Annotated in this window: 19 protein-coding genes; 9 read left to right on the forward strand and 10 right to left on the reverse strand. The window is 71.9% G+C overall.

The window, feature by feature from the left end; translation table 11 throughout:
- Positions 1–51 precede the first annotated feature (51 nt).
- Entirely contained in the window at positions 52–1038 is a 987-nt protein-coding gene (locus tag OHA21_RS18870) for a helix-turn-helix transcriptional regulator (protein ID WP_328475373.1), read from the forward strand.
- A 67-nt stretch (positions 1039–1105) separates the two neighbouring features.
- On the opposite strand, the gene OHA21_RS18875 is transcribed toward OHA21_RS18870, so the two are convergent.
- Positions 1106–2311, reverse strand: coding sequence for an MFS transporter (locus tag OHA21_RS18875; protein ID WP_328475374.1), 1206 nt, complete (start codon positions 2309–2311; stop codon positions 1106–1108).
- A 75-nt stretch (positions 2312–2386) separates the two neighbouring features.
- On the opposite strand from OHA21_RS18875, the gene OHA21_RS18880 reads away from it, so the two are divergent.
- Together OHA21_RS18880 and msrA are read left to right on the forward strand one after the other, a co-directional pair.
- Positions 2387–3553: a PP2C family protein-serine/threonine phosphatase gene (locus OHA21_RS18880; protein ID WP_328475375.1), complete on the forward strand. Its 1167-nt coding sequence runs from the start codon at positions 2387–2389 to the stop codon at positions 3551–3553.
- A gap of 62 nt (positions 3554–3615) precedes the next feature.
- Positions 3616–4119, forward strand: coding sequence for a peptide-methionine (S)-S-oxide reductase MsrA (msrA, locus tag OHA21_RS18885; protein WP_328475376.1), 504 nt, complete (start codon positions 3616–3618; stop codon positions 4117–4119).
- A 62-nt stretch (positions 4120–4181) separates the two neighbouring features.
- Here msrA and OHA21_RS18890 read toward each other — a convergent pair whose 3' ends face one another.
- A complete protein-coding gene (locus OHA21_RS18890) occupies positions 4182–4601 on the reverse strand; it encodes a MarR family winged helix-turn-helix transcriptional regulator (protein WP_328475377.1) in 420 nt (139 codons plus the stop codon).
- A gap of 85 nt (positions 4602–4686) precedes the next feature.
- Here OHA21_RS18890 and OHA21_RS18895 point away from each other — a divergent pair, with 85 nt between their 5' ends.
- Positions 4687–5613: a zinc-binding alcohol dehydrogenase family protein gene (locus OHA21_RS18895; RefSeq protein WP_328475378.1), complete on the forward strand. Its 927-nt coding sequence runs from the start codon at positions 4687–4689 to the stop codon at positions 5611–5613.
- A 7-nt stretch (positions 5614–5620) separates the two neighbouring features.
- Here the strand turns inward: OHA21_RS18895 and OHA21_RS18900 are convergent, their stop codons facing one another.
- Both OHA21_RS18900 and OHA21_RS18905 read right to left on the reverse strand, forming a co-directional pair.
- Positions 5621–7024: an FAD-dependent oxidoreductase gene (locus OHA21_RS18900; RefSeq protein WP_328475379.1), complete on the reverse strand. Its 1404-nt coding sequence runs from the start codon at positions 7022–7024 to the stop codon at positions 5621–5623.
- Between the two features lie 63 nt (positions 7025–7087).
- Positions 7088–9091, reverse strand: a complete 2004-nt coding sequence (locus tag OHA21_RS18905) for an ATP-binding protein (protein WP_328475380.1) — start codon at positions 9089–9091, stop codon at positions 7088–7090.
- 99 nt (positions 9092–9190) lie between these two features.
- Between OHA21_RS18905 and OHA21_RS18910 the strand changes: the two genes are divergently transcribed.
- Entirely contained in the window at positions 9191–9691 is a 501-nt protein-coding gene (locus tag OHA21_RS18910) for a DUF309 domain-containing protein (RefSeq protein ID WP_328475381.1), read from the forward strand.
- Between the two features lie 33 nt (positions 9692–9724).
- On the forward strand, positions 9725–10375 hold the full coding sequence (locus OHA21_RS18915; protein WP_328475382.1) for an adenylate kinase: 651 nt from the start codon (positions 9725–9727) through the stop codon (positions 10373–10375).
- On the opposite strand, the gene OHA21_RS18920 is transcribed toward OHA21_RS18915, so the two are convergent.
- Complete coding sequence (locus tag OHA21_RS18920) at positions 10372–11238, reverse strand: LLM class flavin-dependent oxidoreductase (protein ID WP_328475383.1); 867 nt, start codon at positions 11236–11238, stop codon at positions 10372–10374. The genes OHA21_RS18915 and OHA21_RS18920 overlap by 4 nt on opposite strands.
- A 356-nt stretch (positions 11239–11594) precedes the next feature.
- Here OHA21_RS18920 and OHA21_RS18925 point away from each other — a divergent pair, with 356 nt between their 5' ends.
- Positions 11595–13010, forward strand: a complete 1416-nt coding sequence (locus OHA21_RS18925; RefSeq protein ID WP_328475384.1) for an FAD-dependent oxidoreductase — start codon at positions 11595–11597, stop codon at positions 13008–13010.
- 4 nt (positions 13011–13014) lie between these two features.
- Here the strand turns inward: OHA21_RS18925 and OHA21_RS18930 are convergent, their stop codons facing one another.
- Positions 13015–13830: an SAM-dependent methyltransferase gene (locus OHA21_RS18930; RefSeq protein ID WP_328475385.1), complete on the reverse strand. Its 816-nt coding sequence runs from the start codon at positions 13828–13830 to the stop codon at positions 13015–13017.
- 31 nt (positions 13831–13861) lie between these two features.
- Positions 13862–14212, reverse strand: a complete 351-nt coding sequence (locus tag OHA21_RS18935; protein WP_328475386.1) for a hypothetical protein — start codon at positions 14210–14212, stop codon at positions 13862–13864.
- 70 nt (positions 14213–14282) lie between these two features.
- Between OHA21_RS18935 and OHA21_RS18940 the strand changes: the two genes are divergently transcribed.
- Complete coding sequence (locus OHA21_RS18940; RefSeq protein ID WP_328475387.1) at positions 14283–16589, forward strand: putative bifunctional diguanylate cyclase/phosphodiesterase; 2307 nt, start codon at positions 14283–14285, stop codon at positions 16587–16589.
- A 69-nt stretch (positions 16590–16658) separates the two neighbouring features.
- A complete protein-coding gene (lipB, locus tag OHA21_RS18945; protein ID WP_328475388.1) occupies positions 16659–17324 on the forward strand; it encodes a lipoyl(octanoyl) transferase LipB in 666 nt (221 codons plus the stop codon).
- Here the strand turns inward: lipB and OHA21_RS18950 are convergent.
- The 3 genes from OHA21_RS18950 to OHA21_RS18960 all read right to left on the reverse strand — a co-directional run bounded on the left by OHA21_RS18950 (position 17308) and on the right by OHA21_RS18960 (position 20174).
- On the reverse strand, positions 17308–18630 hold the full coding sequence (locus OHA21_RS18950; protein WP_328475389.1) for a hypothetical protein: 1323 nt from the start codon (positions 18628–18630) through the stop codon (positions 17308–17310). The genes lipB and OHA21_RS18950 overlap by 17 nt on opposite strands.
- Before the next feature lie 301 nt (positions 18631–18931).
- Complete coding sequence (locus OHA21_RS18955) at positions 18932–19642, reverse strand: anti-sigma factor (protein ID WP_328475390.1); 711 nt, start codon at positions 19640–19642, stop codon at positions 18932–18934.
- Complete coding sequence (locus OHA21_RS18960; RefSeq protein WP_328475391.1) at positions 19596–20174, reverse strand: RNA polymerase sigma factor; 579 nt, start codon at positions 20172–20174, stop codon at positions 19596–19598. The genes OHA21_RS18955 and OHA21_RS18960 overlap by 47 nt, the downstream gene beginning before the upstream one ends.
- Positions 20175–20319: the final 145 nt, after the last annotated feature.

The raw sequence follows: 20319 nt of genomic DNA on the forward strand, positions 1-20319 counted from the left end.
TGACACCGGTACCGGACACCGGATGTCCGGTACCGACGGCAGCATGGTGCCGTGGCCACGACATCGGAGCGCATCCTGAAGCTGCTGTCCCTGCTGGCGTCGCGCCGCGAGTGGAGCGGCGACGAACTCGCCGCCCGCGCCGGGGTGAGCACGCGCACCATCCGGCGCGACATCGAGGCGCTGCGCGAACTCGGCTACCCGGTGCTGACGACCAAGGGTCCGGACGGCGGGTACCGGCTCGGCGCCGGCACCACGCTGCCGCCGTTGATGTTCGACGACGACCAGGCGGTCGCCGTCGCGCTGGCGTTGCAGACGGCGCCGGCCACCGTGTTCGGCCTCAGCGACGCCGCGGCCCGGGCGCTGGAGACCATCCAGCAGGTCATGCCCGCCCGGCTGCGGGCCGAGATCGACGCGCTGCGCATCACCCGGCTGCGCAACTGGTGGGAGTTCGCCGCCCCGCCGATCGACGCGGGCGCCCTCAAGGCGGTCGGCAACGCCGTACGCAAAGGTCATCTGCTGCTCTTCGACTACCTGCGGCCCGACGGCACGCGACCCGAACCGCGCGACGCTGATTTCGTGCCGCCGCTCCGGGTCGAACCGCACCACCTGGTGTTGTGGGCGGGCCGGTGGTATCTGGTCGCCTACGAGCCGGCCAGCGGCTCCTGGCCGATCTACCGCGTCGACCGCATCCACGCCCACACGCCGACCGGCCGGCCCTTCACCCGCCGGGACCTGCCCGGCGGCAGTGTCGCCAACCACGTCATGAACAGCTACGACCGCGGCGACACCCGGCCCGACTGGCAGTGCGTCGGCACCGCGCGGATGGACCTGCCGCCGGAGATCGTGGCCCGCTGGGCTCCCGGCGGATCAGTGGTCGAGTACGTCGGTCCCGCTCAGGCGCGGATCACGCTGGGCGCCTGGTCGTGGGCCGGCATCGCGGGCATCCTCGCCACCTTCGACGCCGACATCGACGTCATCGAACCGGCTGAACTGCGCGACGCCTGCCGCGCCCTGGCACGAAGACTTTCGAAGGCGTGAGGCGCGCAACGACAGGATGATCACGGCTCCGGGCCGGGCCACGCTTCGAGCGGAACGCTGCTCCTGCTCAGTTCTCCGGGCGCAGGGCGGGCGCATCGGCTTCCTCGGTCTGCGGCCCGGCCGGGCGGCCGGCGCGGCGCAGGAGGAGGGCGCCGGTCAGGGCGGCCAGCAGCTGGCCGGCGGCGATCACGCCCAGCAGCAGGGCCGGGCCGGCGGTGGAGAGCAGGCCGCCCACGGCGGCGCCGGCGGCGGCTGAGGTGACCTTGATGCCGGCGCCGAGGGTGAAGACCTGGGTGCGGATCTCGGGTGGGGACTCGCGGTCGCGGATCGAGAACAGGGCCACCGTGGTCGGTCCCATCAGCAGCCCGGCCACGGCGATCAGCGGCCACAGGCCGGGCAGGAACGCGACGAGCAGGAACGGTACGGCCATCGCCGCGATGCAGATCAGCAGGGTGCGGACCGGACGGCGGTGCACGACCGTGATCCGGGTGGTCAGCAGCGAACCGACCAGGCTGCCGGCGGCGCCCACTGCCATGATCAGGCCGGTCAGGGGCGGGTCGTGGCGGGCGGTGGCGATCGCGGCGGCGGCCAGGGGCAGCGCCCCGAAACCGAACTGGCTGAGCCCGGTGGCCGCGGTCGCCGCGCCCAGCCGTGGCCTGCTGACCATCACCGCGAAGGCGGCCAGTGGCCGTTTCGGGCGCGTCGCGCGTACCTCGGAGGGGCGTGCCCCCAAGGGCAGGGTGAGAAACGCCGCGGCACCCAGCAGGGCGAACCCGCCCAGGGTGACCAGTGACCAGGCCGCTCCGGCGAAGCCGGCGACCAGCGCGGCGAGCGCCGGGCCGGCGATGCCCGCCACCGAGTAGGTGGTGGCGTCGAAGCCGAACGCGCGTCCCAGGTTGCCGGGGACCAGCTCGCGCAACAGGCTGCTCAGGCCGCCGAACAGCAGCGGCGCGAGGCATCCGCCGGCGAACAGCAGGATGGCGGCCGCCCAGGTCGCGGGGCCGATCAGCAGCGCGGAGCCGGTCAGTGCCAGCGCGTAGGCGACGAAGGCGGCCAGATAGAGCGGTTTGCGGCGGCGGGCCCGGTCGGCGGCGGCGCCGGCCAGCGGGGCGGCGGCCACGTGCGGGACCATCAACGCCGCGACCAGCAGCCCGCCGACCCCGGCATGGCCGGTCTGCTCGATGGCGAGCAGCACGATCGACACCCGGGCGCCCTCGTCGGCGAGGCGGGCACCGATCGCGGCCGACAGGTATCGCGTCAGGACCGGTAGCACGTAGGGCACCTTACCCGAGCAGCCGGTTCCCCGCCGGGCGCATGAGCCGGCCCTCCATTGGGGAAGATGAGGGCGATGTCCGCGTCGATGGAGGCCGTGCGACGGCTCATGGATCTGCGGCACCGCGGGCGGGCCGAGGATCTGCCGCAGGTGCTGGCCGAGGCCGCGCCGCTGCTCGACGCGGAAGCCGTCACCGTCCTGCTCGTCGACTACGGGCAGGAGGCGCTGCACCCGTTGCGCGGGACCGTGCTCGACACCGCCACCACGCTGGCGGTGGAGGACACCCTCGCCGGGCGGGCCTTCACCACCGCGCGGCACCAGTGGAACGACGACGGGATGCTGTGGCTGCCGCTGCTGCACGGCGCCGAACGGCTCGGCGTGCTGGAGTTCCGGGTCAAGGCTCCTCCCCCGCTTCCCGTGCAGCACGACCTCGAGGTGATCGCCGCCCTGGTCGCCGAGCTGATCGCCAGCCGGCGATTCTACGGCGACGCGGTCGAGCACACCCGGCGGCGGATGCCGATGCAGCTGGCCGCGGAGATCATCTGGAATCAGCTGCCGCCGCTCACCTTCGCGGTCGACGGCACCATGGTCACCGCCGTGCTCGAACCCTGCTACGAGGTCGGCGGCGACGCCTTCGACTACGCGGCCAACGGTGACGTCCTGCACGTGGCGCTCTTCGACACGGTCGGGCACGGGATCAGCGCGAGCGCGCTGACCACCCTGACGTTGAACACATACCGTAACGCCCGCCGGTCCGGGCTCTCCCTGCTCGACACCTGCCGGTCGATCGACAAGTGGATCCGCGCCCAGTATCCGGGCGCCTTCGTCACCGCACTGGTGGCCGAACTCGACATCGCGACCGGCGCGTACCGGCGGATCAGCGCCGGTCACCCGGCCGAGCTGTTCCTGCGTGACGGCCGGGCCCTGCCCATGCTGCCCACGCCCAACGCGCTGCCGCTCGGCCTCGGCCACATGCTGCGCCGCGTCCCGCAGGTGATCGAGGTGCAACTGGAACCGGGGGACGCGCTGGTCCTCTACACCGACGGCATCACCGAGGCCCGGGACGCCTCCGGCACGCTGTTCGGCGTGGAACAGCTCAGCGAATTCATGCTGCGCACCCTGGGCGCCGGCATTCCGGCGCCGGAGACGATGCGCCGGCTCATCCAGACGATCGTCTCCTACGAACAGGGTGAACTGCGCGACGACGCGACCGCCGCGATGCTGCAGTGGCGCCGGCACTGACCGGGCATGCGCGGGGGCGTGAAAACGTTGTGCCTGTCGACAACGAAAGAAGGTGCGGCACTATGAGCACGCAGAAGGCCATCCTGGCCGGTGGCTGTTTCTGGGGCATGCAGGACCTGATCCGCAAGCGCCCCGGCGTGGTCTCCACCCGGGTCGGCTACACCGGCGGCCAGGTGGAGAACGCGACGTACCGCAACCACGCGGGCCACGCCGAGGCCATCGAGATCGTCTACGACCCGGCGGTCACCTCGTACCGGGATCTGCTCGAGTTCTTCTTCCAGATCCACGACCCGAGCACGGTCAACCGCCAGGGCAACGACATCGGTACGAGCTACCGCTCGGCGATCTTCTACGAGAGCGACGAGCAGAAGCAGGTCGCCGAGGACACCATCGCCGACGTCGACGCGTCCGGCCTGTGGCCCGGCAAGGTCGTCACCGAGGTGACCGCGGCCGGCCCGTTCTGGGAGGCCGAGCCGGAGCACCAGGACTACCTGGAGCGCATCCCGAACGGCTACACCTGCCACTTCCCCCGCCCGAACTGGAAGCTGCCGCGCCGCTCGCAGTAGAGCCGAGCATCATCGCCGGGGTCGAGCAAACCGCTCGGCCCCGGCTTTGCTGTCTCCGGCGGTCAGTCACCGAGCAGCGGCCCCAGCGACTGGAGAAGCTGTTCGCGCTGCTCAGGCCGCAGGCGGCCCAGTGCCGGCGCGAGCGCGTCGCGAACCTGGACGTACAGCGTCCGGGTGAGCTCGTGGCCGGCCGGGGTCAGGAACACCACGACGGCGCGGCCGTCGGCCGGGTCCTTGGCCCGGCCGAGCAGGCCGCGACGCTCGGCGCGGTCGATCAGACCGGACATCGACGACTTGTCGAGGCCCAGGTAGGCGGCCAACTCGGTGACGCGGGGACGCCGGTCGCGCAGGATGCCGAACACCCGCAGCTGGGTGAGGGACAGGTCGTTGGCGGCGCCGATGCTGGTGAGCACGCCCGTCACCTGGAACGTGCAGCGCACGAGAGCGTCGACCAGCGCGTCCACGGAGTCCTCGGAGGTCATGCCCCCATCCTAGTTGACATGGTTGGGATTACGAACCATTCTGGAGGTCGTTGGTAATACAAACCATCTCTCCAGGAGGTTCGCCATGCGCGCCGCAGTCCTGTCCGCGTCCGACACCCCGCCCGTCTACACCGACCACCCCGAGCCGGCCGCGACCGGCGACAACGAGATGGTCGTGCAGGTACTCGCCGCCGGCCTGCACCATCTGACCCGGGCGAAGGCCAACGGCTCGCACTACAGCAGCACCGGCGCGTTCCCGCTGGTGCCGGGCGCCGACGGCGTCGTGCGCGACCCGGCCGGCCGGTTGCGCTACGCGGTCCTCGACGACACGACGTTCGGTACGTTCGCCGAGCGCACGGTGATCGACGTACGTCGCAGTGTCGTGCTGCCGGAGGGCACCGACCCGGTCCGGATCGCCGCCGCGATGAACCCCGGGATGTCCTCCTGGGTCGCGCTGCGACGCCGCGCCGAGTTCACCACCGGGCAGCGGGTGCTGGTCATCGGCGCCACCGGCAACGCCGGGCGGATGGCGGTGCAGGTCGCGAAGCTGTTCGGCGCCGCGCACGTGATCGCCGCCGGACGGGACGCGGCACGTCTGGCCGCGCTGCCCGCCCTGGGTGCTGACGAGACGTGCACCTTCGACGAGATCGAGCGCGCGGCTGACGTCGACGTCGTCCTCGACTACGTGTGGGGTGAGCCCGCCGCCGCCGCGATGATCCCGATGCTCACCGCCCGCGCCGACCGCGCCGCACCGCTGACCTGGATCCAGATCGGGTCCATGGGCGGCGCGACCGCGCCGGTCCCGTCGATCGCGCTGCGCTCGGCGCGGCTGCAGATCGTCGGCAGCGGCATCGGATCCGTCCCCGCCCGCGACTTCCTCGCGGAACTGCCGGAGCTTGCCGCCGCGGTCACCGACGGATCGCTCGACGTGCGGGCCGAGGCGGTGCCGCTGACCGACGTCACCCGGGCCTGGACCGGCGGGACCGGCGACCGCATCGTCCTCGTGCCGTAACCCGCGGTCAGGCGATCGCGGCGAGCAGCTCGGCACGGGTCGCACCGGGTAGCGGATACTGCGGGGCGCCCATGCCGAGCGCAACGACCCGGTCGACGACCCCGGCGCCGGCGAACACCTCGTCGGGCGTGGCGATGAAGGCCGCGATCGACGCGTAGCCGCGGGCCAGATCCGGATCGGCCAGACCGGCTGCGAACAACGCCTTGCTCATCGGCCACCGCGGATCGTCGGAGCGGTACGGCGTACCGGCGGCATCCGCGGCCATCTCCGCGAGCCGGTGCCGGTCGAGCCACACCGTCGCCCGGTACAGCGGCTCGACGACCTGCGTACACACCTCGTCGAACCGCCGGGCGAACTTGTCGTGGTCGCCCGGCTCGGTCTCGCGCAGCAGATCCCGCAGCAGCCCGGCCTGGATCATCGCCATCGAGGCGCCCCGGCCGACCGACGGGCTGGTGCACGCCCAGGCGTCGCCGACCGCGACCACGCCGGTGGCGACCGGCTCGCCGTCGGCGACCAGACGCCGGTACCGGTCCTCGATGCCGGCCATGACGTCGACACCGGAGATCGGCTCGCCGTCCGCCCACTGGGCGATCATCGGATAGCGCGCGGCGGCCGCGTGCCAGCGGGCCGGTTCCCGCAGGCCCCGCAGCGCCGTGTCCCGGCTCGCGGTGGTCAGCACCACGCTCCACGTACCGTTGTCCCCCGGCAACGTGATGGTCGACAGCGAGTCGTAACTCTGCAACAGGTTGGCCAGCGCCGCCGGCTGTTCACCGGTACGGGACCGGAAGTGCCGGGAGTAGTAGACGAAGCCGGAGTCCGCCCGCTCCTCGACCGGCGCCCGCGAACCGGCCGCCTGCAGCCAGGAGCCCAGCGGCGAGCGCCGGCCGCCGCAGTCCACCACGAGGTCGGCGAGGATCGCCGTGCCGTCGGCGGTCAGCACACCGGTTACCCGGGGCACCCGCGTGTGCCCGTCCGTGGCGAGGCCGGTGACCGTGACGCCCCGCCGGATCGTCACTCCGGCGGCCCCGGCGGCGGCCGACAGAGCCGCCTCGAGCACCGGCCGGCGGGCGGTGACGGTGTCGAACCGCTCGTCGCCGGGTCGGATCGGGCCGCGCCGCTCCACCGGCAGCATGTCGATCAGGTTCAGCTCGCGGGCCCCGGCCGCCCGCAGCGCGTCACCGAGCTCCGGGAGCTGCTCCCGCACCTGCTGCCACCAGCGCGGCAGCATGAAGTGCGGCAGCCGGAACTGATTGACCCCGCGCCGCTGCCAGTCGCTCCACGCCGTGCCGGCGTCCGGCGGCGGCCCGGCGGGGTCGCGCTCGACGACGATCACCTCGTGCTGGTCGCGAGCGAGCAGCATCGCCGTGCCCAGACCGGCGAGGCCCGCGCCGAGAACCAGGATCCGTGCCATGTCACACCTCCATCGATGAACCGATGGCGGCATGGTGTCGCCGGGGCCTGCCTGTTCTCCAGGTCAGTCCGTGCTCAGTTCCTGCTCACCGATCTCCTGCGTGCCGATCTCCATCGCCCACAGCAGCTCGGTCACCTGTTCCACCGCACGCCCCAGGTGCCGGCGGTAGGTGCTGAACGGCAGGCCGAGGACCTCGGCGGCGGCCTCCTGGTTCGGGGCGGCCCGGACGAACGTCCGGTTCAGCACGGCCCGGAGCTGGTCACCCTTCGGCGTGCCGGCGAGCCGGCCGATCGCGGTCACGACGCTCGCGCGCACCTCGCCGGCGTCGGCGCCGAGCCGGCTGCCGACGAGCGCGCAACCGGCGAGCCGGTCCGGGCGATTCAGGTTCTGCAGCGCGGACCGTACGGCGTCGCCGAACGCCGCACGGGACAACGGCGGTGGGCGCAGCGCCGATGCCGGAGGTGGCCCCGTACCGCCCTGATGTTCGCGTTCGTTCATCAGATCGAGCCAGTCCTCAACCGGTAAACGGCGCCAGTCCATCCCGTACGCGACGTGCAAGTGGCCCGCGACGGTGACCTCGACGAGCGGCCGGAAGCCGAGATACTCGAAGAACGGCCCCCAGTACTCCGGGTCGAACGACACCACGAACGACCACGCGAGCGGCTCGGTGCACCAGTTCATGATCGAGGTGACCGATCCGGCCAGCAAGGCGTACTTGTCCCGATGCGCGTCACGGACCCCGGCACAGAACCGGCTGATCTCGACGCGCTCGCCGGGACGCGTCGGCGCGGTCCGGGCGACGTGCTCGAGGATCGCCTTGACGACGGGATCACGGTCCTCCATCGGAGAACCACAAGGGCAGAACATTCCGTACGCGAAACCGACCACGCCCTTCCCGGTGCGCACGACGTTCAGCTGGTCCGGCTCGTCGGCGAACCACCCTTCGGCCAGGGCCGCGCTGTCCCGGCCCTCGTTCCTCTCGATCAGCGCCAGGACCGGCGCGTACTCCTCGGGCCGGGCCGGCACGACCGCGGCCGTACCCTGGCTGCGCAGGCTGAAGTAGGCGTCGGTGAGCGGGCTGCGCCGGTGCAGGTACGCCAACTGCTGGGCGAGCAGTTGCCGGTCCAGCCCGGTCGTGGCCCGGATGCCCGCGACCACGTGGTCGTGGATGATCCGGTGCAGCGACCGGTACCGGTCCGGGGAACGGCGCTCGAACTCCGCCTCCAGGACCTCGCGGGTCAGATCATGCGGGGTCAGCCCACCGGGCCGGCATTGCACGAACGGGCGGCGCTGCAGCCAGCCCCACACCTCGGGCGCGTCCGCGCCGACCGTCTTGCGGAGCAGGTCCTCGGTCGTCAGCCAGGCCCGCGCGCACGTCGCCAGGCCGGTCATGTGCGCCTCCGAAGGCGCGTCGCGCAGCAGCGACTCGAGCAGCACCGAGATCAGATCGGGCACCTCGGCGAGGCTCTCCGGAACGGCGCCGTCGCCGGCCACGTCGGCCAGCAGCGCGAGGGTCAGCGGGTGGCCGCGGCCCAGCCCGAGCAGCCGCTGCTGCACCGGCTCGGTGACACCGGCCCGGGACAGCAGATCCGCGCTGTCGGCCTCGTCGAGGTGGTCGACGCGATGGATGGCGACCAGTTGCCGCCAGCCCGGGTCGACCCGCCAGGCCGCCGACGGGGGTTCCCGGCCGGCGAGGACCACCAGGCCGTTCTCCGGCAGTCCCGGGAGGAATTCGCGGCGCAGCCAGCCGTCGATGGCGCCCAGATGCTCGTACGAGTCGACCAGCAGCGTCCCGCTCTGCCCGACGGCCTGCAGGAAGCCCTCCGCCGACGGGTCGATCTCCCGGCCGTCCAGCAGCACCGGATCCCGGCCGGCGGCCCGGGCCCGGGCGGACATCTCCAGCAGCAGCGTGGTCTTGCCGATGCCACCGGGGCCGTGCACGAACAGCACCCGCCGCGGCGACCGCCCGGCCAGCGCTTCGCCGAACGCCCGCAGCTCCTCGCGGCGGCCGACGAAGTTGCGCCGCCGCGCCCGCTCGATGACGTCCCGCAGGACGGTGGTCACCACCACCTCAGTCTCGACCCCTCAGCCGAAATGGACCAGCACCCGTCACCGGCCCGACAGTCCGGCTGGTGCCGCCTCCGGCCCGCGCGGCACGATGGGATCATGGACTCTGTCTCTCGCGATCGTGACGACGCCGGGCGCGCCCGCAACGCCCGCCCGCGTGACGGCCTCGGGCGCCCACTGCCGCGCGGCATGTCCGGGGAGCCGACCACCCCCGAGGATCTCGTGCTCTCCCCCGCGGAAACGCTCGAGGAGGCGCAGCGTCTCCTGACGGCCGGCCGCCCGTTCCACGCCCACGAAGTGCTCGAAGGCGCGTGGAAGACCAGCGACGCCGAGACCCGGGAACTGTGGAAGGGCCTGGCACAGCTGGCAGTCGGCATCACCCACCGTAGGCGCGGCAACGACGTCGGCGCAGTGCGGCTGCTGACGCGGGCCGCCGACCGGATCGAACCGTACGCCGCGGCCGCCCCACATCACATCGCCGTGTCCGAGCTGGTGGCCTGGGCTCGCGCGTTGGTCACCCGGATCGAGGAACACGGCGGCACGATCTCCGAGGGAGAACTGGTACCACGGTTGACGGAGGGAAACCCCTTACGATCGTGACCGTTCCCTGTCCCAGCGGTGAGAGGACGCGTCATGCGGATCCTGTTGGTCGCCCCTCCGGGTGCCGGCAAAGGTACCCAGGGCGCGCTGATCGCCAACCACTTCGGCATCCCCCACATCGCGACCGGGGACCTGCTGCGCGATCACGTGGCCCGGCGTACTCCGCTCGGCCGCGCGGTGCAGGATCACCTCAGCCGCGGCGAGCTCGTGCCGGACGAGATCGTGCTGGAGATGGTGCGGACCGAGTTCATCGCCGCGAAGGCCGAGGGCGGCGGGTACGTCCTGGACGGCATGCCGCGCAACATCACGCAGGCGCGGGCGCTGTACGAGATCGCCCTCACGCTGGAGATGACCGCCAACGTCGCCCTGCACCTCAAGGCCGACGACGAGGAGCTGACCCGGCGGCTGCTCGCCCGGGCCACCCTGGAGGGCCGGTCCGACGACACCGAGGAGGTCATCCGCCGCCGGCTCGCCATCTACCACGAGGTCACCCATCCGATCGTGGACTGGTACGCGTCGCGCGGCATCCTGGTGTCGGTGGACGCCGTCCGGCCGGTGGACCGGGTGGCCCGGCAGATCCTCACCGCCCTGGAGGCGATGCGCCCGCTGATCGACCACGTCCCGGAGCACGTGCGCCAGCCGATCGACCTCACCGGGCTCGGCGCCGCCTTCGGCCAGGACTAACCGGCCCGCCCGAGGCTGCCGGCCGCTTCCTCCAGGACGGCGAGCTGGGCACGAGCCTGATCGCCGCGCGGCCACAGCACGGCCAGGGTGGTGATGTCGAGAGCGGCGTACCGGCCGGCGCAGTCACGGAAAGCTTCGATCGACGCCAGGGGACGCTCACCGCCGTACCCCAGAACCGCCAGCCGGGCCAGGCCCGCCGGATCCCGGTCCTGCTTGGCGCAGACCTCATCCAGCTCGGCGATCTGCCGCCGGACCTCGGCGTACGGTGACCCCGCATAGACCGCCGGGTTCTGGCTCACGTCCTGGGTGATCCACAGATCGGCGAACCGCGCCGCCAGCTCCATGCCCCGCGCGGCCGTGGCCGCCACCGCCAGCCCCGGCCGGCGCGGCTCCCCGCCACCGATCGCCACGTCCCGGGCACTGAAGTACCGGCCGGTGTAGTCGGCGCGTTCCCGGCTGAGCAGCAGGTCGGTGAGCTCGGTGAACTCGGCGAACCGTGCAGTGCGCTCGGCCCGGCTCAACGGCTCGCCGCCGAAGGCGTCCGAGTCACCACCCGGCCCGCCGGCGCCGATCCCCATCACGAAGCGGCCCTCGGCCAGGGCATCCAGGCTCAGGGCAGCCTTCGCCGCGGTGACCGGATGCCGGAAGTTCGGCGCGGTCACCATGGTCCCCAGGCCGATGCGCGTGGTGGCGGCAGCAGCCGCGGCCAGAGCGGTGTACGCCTCGTGCCACACCGGCCGCCCGTTCAGATTCAGGTGGTCGTAGAGCCAGCCCCGGCCGATGCCCAGTCGCTCGGCGTGCAGCCACTCCTGCCGCATCCCGGGCCACGGCAGATCCGGCCACATGATCACGTCGAGCTGCACGGTGTCACCTTTCGTCGCGCCGCACGCCGGCGGCCGGCGTCACGGATCTTCCGCCAGACGATCGCACAGCGCCCCGCCCGTCCGGCACCGTGATCATCCGGATCTTTGTGGCGCATCACCCCAATCGGACTTCGGACAGTCCGGCCGCGGCTCCCCGACGAGCGGCCACCATGGAGCTACCCCGCCCGCCGGGCCAGCGCGTGCAGCCGGTCCGTCGTTCGAGCGCTCAGCGCTGTCCGGGCCGGGGCCGGCATTCGGCGCCGGGCGACAAAATCCGAAACAACTCTCAGATCCAGGTGTTTGGCGGTTGCTGCATGGCTCCTTCCCAAGACACTGCGATCAGGGAAGGAGACGAAGTGAGGCAACGTCCAGCCGAGGTGTTCGCGAGGCTGAGCAGTACCCGCCAGCCGGTGGTCACGACCAGGCCGCTGCGGCGCGCGATCGTGCTCGGCGGCAGTGTCGCCGGGTTGCTCGCGGCACGCGTACTGGCCGACCACGCCGATGAGGTCGTCGTGGTGGAACGCGACGACGTCGGGAGAGACAGTGCGGGCGGGCGGCGCGGAGTGCCGCAGCAGTTCCAGGTGCACACGCTGTTGCCCGGCGGGCGCGCGCAGATCGAGCGCTTGTTCCCCGGGTTCACCCGGGAGGCGGTCGAGCTCGGGGCGGTGCTGTCGCAGGGGCATCAGGTCCAGGCCTGGGCGGACGACGTGCCCTCGGTGCAGACCCCGAACGCTGTCCTGCTGAGCGAGAGCCGGACCTTCCTCGAGACCCTGCTGCGCCACCGCACCCTGGCGCTGGGCAACGTCCGGACGCTCCGCGGCGCCGCAACCGGGCTGGGGTACCGCGACGGTCAAGTAACCTCCGTCCGGGTCGACGGCCGGGAACTGGCCACCGATTTCGTGGTCGACGCCATGGGCCGGGCCAGCAAGCTGTCGGACTGGCTGGCCGACGACGGCTGGGAACGCCCGGAGCTCGAACGGATGCGCATCGACGTCAACTATGCGACGGCGTATTTTCGGCGGGCCCAGGAGGACCCGCCCATCGGCGCCGCGATCTCGCGCTTCTCCCCGCGGTACCGGAAGAAGACCCAGGCAGCGGCCACCGCCATTGAAGACATGCAGTGGATGCTGATGCTGACCACGTACGGTGATGACCGCCCGTTGCCGGAGCTGGACGACTTCCTCGCCCGGTGCGCCGACCTGCCCCCGGTCTTCCGGGAGATCGCTGGGGAGGAGCCGGTCAGCGAGGTCCGCACGTACCGGCAGGCGGACGCCCGCCGCCGCCACTTCGACCGGCTGGGCCGGCTGCCCGGCCGCCTGGTCAGCGTCGGCGACGCGGTGGCCTCGTTCAACCCGGTCTACGGCCAGGGCATGTCATCCGCCGCGCTGCACGCCTCCTGCCTCGCCGAATACCTCGCCGAGGCGCCCGATCTCGCCCGGCCGGCTACCGCCTTCTTCCAGTTGCAGAAGGTCGTGGTGGATGCCGCATGGGAGCTCTCCACGTCCGGCGACGCCCAGCGCTTGGAGACCACCAGACCCGCATTTTCGGTACGCCTGAAGCGCGCACTGATCACCCAGGTCATCCGGGCTTCGACCGTCGACCTGCCGATCGGCACGAAGTTCGGCGACGTCGCCTACATGCGCGCCCACCCGAGCACCCTGGCCACCCCCGCGGTGCTGCTCAGGTCCCTGCTGGTGAACCTGCGGCACCGCCCCCGGAGCGCCACGGCAGCGCAGGCCGAGGCCCGCCGGCCCGCGCCGGCCGCACGCTGAGGTGTCAGGGTTTGCGACCCACGGCCGTCCAGACGTTGATGTCGGAGCGCAGTGGGATGTCGGCGCCCGGGTCGGGGCGCCACTCGCTGGCCGGGACGACGCCGGGGTCGACCAGGTCGAGGCCGTCGAACAGGTCGGTGAATTCCTCGCGGGTGCGGGTCCACACGTCTGATTTGCCCTGCTCGATCAACTGCTGGTAGAGCGCCTGCTGTTCGGGCGTACCGAAATCGGAGGTGGCGTGGGTGGCGACCAGGTAGCTGCCGGCCGGCAGCGCGTCGAGCAGCCGGCGCACGATCGGCTTCGCGGCCCCGTGGCCGTGGATGAAGTGCAGGACGGCGATCAGCATCAGGCCGACCGGCTGCTTCAGGTCGAGGGTCTCGTGCAGCACCGGGTTGGCCAGGATCGCCGCCGGGTCGTTGAGATCGGCTTCGATGTACGCGGTACGCCCGGCGTCGCTGCTGTTGAGCAGGGCGCGGGCGTGGACCATGACGAGCGGGTCGTTGTCGACGTACACGATCCGGCTTTCCGGGGCGTGCCGCTGGGCCACCTCGTGCGTGTTGTCGGCAGTCGGCAGCCCGGTGCCGATGTCGAGGAACTGCCGGATCCCGGCCTCCGCGGCCAGGAAACGGGTGGCCCGCTGCAGCAGCGCCCGGTTCGCCAGCGCGCCCAGCCGGACCTTCGGGAACAGCCGCTCCAGCTCGTCGCCGGACGCCCGGTCGGCGGCGAAGTTGTCCTTGCCGCCCAGCCAGTAGTTGTAGCGCCGGGCCGGGTGCGCCTGATTCGGGTCGATCCCGCGGAGGGCTGCGCTCGTGTGATCCACAGCGTGCACGATATCGCGCCGGATCTCCACATCAGAGGGCGGTCGCGTCCAGCTCCTGGAGCAGGTTGTGGGCGGCCAGTTCGACGTCCTTGTGCTTCCACTCCGCGGCCCGGTACACGCAGGCGATCAGGGCCGAGCGGTGCACGCGGCGGAAATCGCCGTAGACGAAGGCGTACCGGGCCTTGGTCTCGTCGGTGGCGCCGTCGGTGAGGGCGAGGTGCCACGCGGCGTACTCGTCCCAGGAATGCCTGTCGAGGTAGGTGTTCTCGGCGTCGGCGCGCGGCTGGACGCTGCCCCAGTCGCTGTCCAGCACGTATTGGCGGGCCTTGATCAGTTCCCGGGCCCGCTGCACCGCCGCATCGTTGACCGCGTACTTCGCCATGGGTGTGACATACCCCGGATGGCCCCGGCGGACCCTCAGCAACGGCGTAAAACAGCCGACATATTGCCTCGTGACGAGGGGAGAGACGTTCCGCGACCGTGGGCTGCTGCTGACCGCGGCGGTCCTCGTGCTGTTCTGCGGCGTCTGGCTGGGCTTCGGCATGGTGCACGTCTGGGCGATGCCGCTGCTGGGCTGGCTGCCGCTGCCGGTCACCGCGGTGCTGGCCGGGCAGGCCTGCTGGTCGGCGAGCCGGCTCACCGACCTGGACGCGGGCACCCGCCGCTTCTGGCGGCACCTCGCCGTGGCCTGCGCGCTGTTCACCGCCGGCATCCTCGGCAACATGTACGACGCGGTCGGCGGCCCGGAACCGTCTCAGCGGATCGGTGTTTTCACGCTTTTCGCGTACCTCTCGGTCCTCGGTGTGGTGCTCTGGGCGCTGCTGCGCCTGCCGTCCTGGCAGCGCAGCGGCGCTGACTGGCTGCGTTTCGGCCTGGACGCCGGCATCGTCCTGCTGACCGTCGGCGCCCTGGTCTGGCATTTCTCGCTGCGCAACCACCAGCAGTGGATCGCGCAGACCGGCGGCGCCGGCGTCATGCTGGTGATCACGGTGGTGGCGGGTCTGTCGATGGCCACCTTCGTCAAGGTCGCCTTCGCCGGCGCCGGGCGCCTCGACCGCCGGGCCACCTACGTGCTGGCGGTCGGCAGCGCGCTCAGCGCCAGTGTCGGCAGCCTGTCGCCCTATCTGATCGACCGCCCCTATCTGTCCAGCAGTCTGCTCGCCGTTCCGCTGGCGGCGTTCAGCATCCACCTCGCCGCCGTCAGCCAGCAGCGGGCCGGCAGCCGCGAGCCCCGCCCGCGGGCCCGGCGGCGGCGGATCAGCGTCGTGCCCTACCTGGCTGTTGCCGTCACCGACGCCCTGCTGCTGACCACCAATCCCGGCGACGCCACCCAGACCCGCACCATGGAGATCATCGCCGTGGCGCTGACCGCGCTCGTCGTGATCCGGCAGATCATCGTGCTGCGCGACAACCAGCGGCTGCTCACCACCGTCGACGGGCACCTCAGCCAACTGCGCGAATACCAGGACCGGCTCACCCACCAGGCCACCCACGACAGCCTGACCGGCGCCGGAAACCGTGCCCTGTACGAGCAGCGCACCCGCCGACTTCTCGCGGACCGCGGCGCGTTCCACGTCGCCCTGCTCGACCTCGACGACTTCAAGGTGGTCAACGACCGGCTCGGCCACCGCGTCGGTGACCTGCTCATCCAGGAGACCAGCCGGCGCCTGGCCGCGGTGGTCGGCGACAACGGCCTGCTCACCCGCCTCGGCGGCGACGAGTTCGCGATCATCCTGCAGCCCACCGACGATCTGGTGACGCTGGTGGAGCGGCTGATCGAGGCGGTCGGGCAGCCCGCCGACCTGGACGGCAACATCGTGGTCACCGGGGCCAGCCTGGGCGTCACCAGCGCCCAGACCGGCGACGACCCGGCCGAGCTGCTGCGCCGCGCGGACATCGCCATGTACGCGGCGAAGGCCGCCGGCGGCAGCCGCTGGCAGTGGTTCGACGCCGACCTGGACCGGGCCGCCGACGACACCGCACGGCTCGCCGCCGACCTGCGCCGCGCCGTCGGCAGCGACCAGCTCTTCCTGGTCTACCAGCCGATCGTCCGGCTTCCCGACGGCGCGCCGGCCGGCGCCGAGGTGCTGCTGCGCTGGCAGCACCCGGAACGCGGCCTGGTGCCGCCGGACGTGTTCATCCCGGTCGCCGAACGCATCGGCGTGATCAACGACATCGGGGCGTGGGTCTTCGAACAGGCTTGCCGGCAGAGCGCCGACTGGTCCCGCCGCCACGGCGACGCCGCACCGATGCGGATCAGCGTCAACGTCTCCGCGCGCCAGCTGGCCGATCCCGGCTTCGTCGACGCCGTCGCCGCGACCGTGCAGGCCACCGGCGCCGACACCAGCCGCCTGCTGATCGAGGTCACCGAGACCGCGGTGCTCAACGCGGAGACCGCCGTCGAGCAGCTGCACCGGCTCAAGGCGCTCGGGTTGCGCATCGCGCTGGACGACTTCGGCACCGGCCACTCGTCGCTGAGCCTGCTGCTGACCTGCCCGGTCGACGTCCTCAAGGTCGACAAGTCGTTCGTCAGCGGCGACACCGCGGACCGGGCCGGCGCCATCATCGTCAAGAACATCATCGGTTTCACCACCGACTTCGGCATCGAGGCCGTCGCCGAGGGCGTCGAGACCGCCGACCAGGCCGCACGCCTGCACCAGGCCGGCTACCGGCTCGCCCAGGGCTACCATTTCGGGCGCCCGATGACCGCGGACGTCTTCGAGGCCGGGATGCGGGCCGCCCTGCCCTCGGCCGTCTGACCCGCCCGTGGGGCCGGTCACATGGCGATCGGCCGGGTGGCGTACCAGTATCGAGGAGTGGCGATCTCGATGCGGCTTGAGGCCCCGGAGCTGGTACGCGTCGACCTGAGCGAGGTCGACTACGACACAGCCGTTCAACGGATGACCGGCTGGGCCGATCAGCGCCGCGCCGGCCTCGCCCCCGACCGGCTGTTCCTGCTCAGCCATCCGCCGGTGATCACCTACGGCGCACGGACTCCCCCGGCGGACCTGCCGGACGATCTGTCGGCGATCCCCACGGTGGCGGTCGACCGCGGCGGCAACGCCACCTACCACGGCCCCGGCCAGCTGGTCGGATACCTGGTGATGGACCTGCGCCGATGGGGCCCGGTCGACGTGGTGCGCTGGCTGGAAACCGGCCTGATCGACGCCATGGCCGCGCTGGGCTTCCCCACGCTGCGCCGCGACACCCCGCCCGGCTCCCCCAGCCTGGTCGGCGTGTGGACACCCGACGGCCGCAAGCTGGCCTCGATCGGCATGCGCATCCGCGGCGGCGTCACCACGCACGGCTTCGCCCTGAACGTCGACACCGACCTGACGGTCTTCGACCGCTTCGTGGCCTGCAGCCTGGACGACGTCGCGATGACCTCACTCGACGAGCTGGCCACCGAGCGCGGCATCCGTACCCCGTCCGACGCCGAGGTCCGCGACGCCGTCGCAACCCACCTGGGCGCGGCGGTCAGCCAGACGCCCTGAGCCGGGCGTAGTGCGCGTCCAGCAGGGCCCGGGCCTGCTGAATCGCACGGTCGGCATCGGTGAGAGCCACGCGCAGGGTGGCGGGCGAGAGCCCGGCGATCCTGCCGACAGCGGCCAGCGCCGGGGAACCGCCGTCGAAGTCCAGATTGGGGTGATCCACCTCCCAGTCCTCCTGCCGCAGGTCGCCGGATCGGGTGATCCACCAGTCGTCGGTCTCCTCCTGGGCGCGCCAGTGCTCGCTGGAGTCGTCGTCCACGACGGTCCACCCGGGCTGCGCGGCGGTGACCTGATAGCCGTCGTCACCTGTGCTGGTGCAGAGGAACCAGGTCGGTAGGTCAGCGGCCGGGCCGGTACGTTGAAAGCAGATCCGCCGGTCGGTGGTCAAGGCCAGGTGATAGCCGAGCGCGTCGGCCGCGGCGAGCAGCTCCCCCGCCGGGCCGGGCTCGAAGGTGGCTCCCACCGGGATCACCGCGACCGGCCGGTCGTTGATCAATTCCCATCGGGCGGCCGGCGCCAACTGCTGGAACGCCTCCACCGCGCTGTTGAAGTCGTCCTCGGACAGGTCCCACGCCTGCCCGGGGCCGGCCATCGCGGAGGTGATCCGGGCGAGCGCCGCCGCGGTTTCCGGGTCCGGGGCGCCATCAAGGTACGCCAACGCGCTGCTCATCGAGTCCCAGGCGGTCGTCCAGAACGCCGGCCTCCACACGACGGTCCCGCAACCACACGGCGAACCCTCCCCGAACGGATCGAGCCGCGCATCGCACGTGGGGCAGCGCAGTGTCTCCGCGACAGCGGCCGCCCGGGAACGCAGGGCGCGCAGCTCATCGGTGATCTCGTCGAGCCGGCCCTCGAGGAACCCGGCCCAGCCGAAGTCGGTGTAGACCTTCACTACGTATGCGCGGCCCTCACGATCCCAGTCGGCGATCTCCCAGCCGGTCGGGCCGAGAGCCTTGGTGAACGCTTCGACGAGCCGCCGGTCGATGCCGCGGTGATCCGCCGGATCGAACGGCGGCTCGGGCGCGGGCCGTCCCTGTGCCGCGGCCAGGTTCGACGCGGCACGGTGGGCGGCGCGCAGGTCCGCCGACGTGGACTTCTGCACCGTGTAGCCGTTGAGGTAGCCGGCGACGTTGAGGGTCACCGTCGAATGGTGGCCGGGCGGCACCTCCAGAACGACATCGCCCGATGGGTGCCGGGCACAGGCGAGGACATCGAAACCTTCCACGAGCTCCGGCCGCACGTCGCGGATCTCCCCGCACACGCTGCAGGCCACCTGCACACGCCGTGATCGCCGCTTCCGTCTGGGCATGGGGCGAGTATGCCGCTGCTGTACGACAATCCGGCTCTCAGTTCGGGTTGATGGCCGCCGAGGCTGTGCATGGCCAGGGCGATGACGGCTTGGGCTGAGCAGCGGAGGGCCCAGTCAATCACCCGGTCGAGGGCCTCGATCGCGTCGGTTGTGTCGCGGTCGGCGATGGCGAACACGGTGCGCAGGCCCTCTTCCAGCGCCCAGGCCCGGTGCAGCGCGGGGTCGGTCTTGGCGATTCAGGTCAGTTGTTCGCGGCTACAGGGTGGTGGCAGCCGAGCCACCACCCTGTACTCGCTCGCGCCTACGACGTCAGGGTTCCGCGTAGCAGGCTGCGGCCCGAGTGGGAGGCGTCGCCGTCGTGCGGTTCGTCGCTGACGTCGACCAGGCGGTAGCGGTTCAGGTCGGTGCCGGGTGGCACCGGCAGCACCGCGTCGGCCTGGTCGGACAGGCTGCCCAGGGCCACCATCTTCGTGAGGTCGTCCGGGTCGATCAGCCACACCTCGTGGAAACCGGTGGTCAACGGCAGATTGCGTACGTCGATCTGCATCTGCCCGCCGGACAGCACCCGGACATCGCCGCCGGCGGTCTGCGGCACCGTGTCCAGCGGGGTCAGCGTCGCCCGGGCGGTCACCGGCTCGACCGTGGGCCGTGCGGTGAACCGGTCCACGGCTACCGTGCCGGCCACCGCGACCACCGCTGCCGCCGCGGCGGCCAGCACGGGCATCAGCCAGCGGGGGCGGCGACGTTCGGCGCGGCGCCGCAGCGGCACCGGGGGTGCGACGACCTCCGGGGTACGCGCGACCTCCGCCGAGATCGCCTGCCAGATCCGCTCCGGGGGTGGCGGCAGGTCCCGCAGTTCCTGCGCGTCAGCGCCCAGGTCGGCGACCTCCCGCAGGCTCTCCAGGTCGTGCCGGCAGCCGGCACACTGCGCCAGGTGGTCGGTTTCGGTCAGCTCCTGCTGCTCCTCAGAGAGCGCGAGAAGGACCAGCCGATCGGGTTCCAAATGCTGCACCGTCCACCTCCCAACGACGTCGCAGGTTGGCCATTCCACGCCGGATATGGCTCTTGACCGTACCGAGCGGCAGCCCGGTGACGGCGGCTATCTGGGGATGGGTGAGATCGTCGAAGAAGGCCAGTTCGAGCGTGCGCCGCTGCTCCTCGGGGAGCCGGCCCAGCTCGTCGGCGACGACCAGACGGTCGACGATCCGTTCCGGGGTCTCCCGGTCGTCGGGTGGGCCCAGCTGGGCGCGTACCGAATCGGTTGCCCGATCGTCTCGCGCTGCCGACCGCAGGCGGTCGACGGCCTTGCGCCGCGCGATGCCGAGCAGCCAGCCCAGCATCGTGCCGCGCTGCGGGTCGAACGAGTCCCGGCCGGTCCACGCCGCCACGAACGTCACCTGGGTGACGTCCTCGGCGTCCGCCCGGTTGCCCAGCAGCCGCTGGGCCAGATACAGCACGGCGGCGCCGTGCCGGTCGTAGGCCGTACGCAGAGCTTTCTCGTCGCCGTCGCGTAACCGCTCGGCGAGCTCGTCGTCGGTGCTCATCGACCTCCTTTCCGCGCACAGGTTCTCCCGGGTGTTCGCTCCGCGCGGGCGCCGTGGATGCACCGAATTCTGCGCGCGATCCGGATACGGCGACGGGCCGGGTCCCGGCGGTGGTGTCACCGCAGGCCCGGCCCGGAGGGTACGA

The sequence above is a fragment of the Actinoplanes sp. NBC_00393 genome (assembly GCF_036053395.1).
Taxonomy (GTDB): domain Bacteria; phylum Actinomycetota; class Actinomycetes; order Mycobacteriales; family Micromonosporaceae; genus Actinoplanes.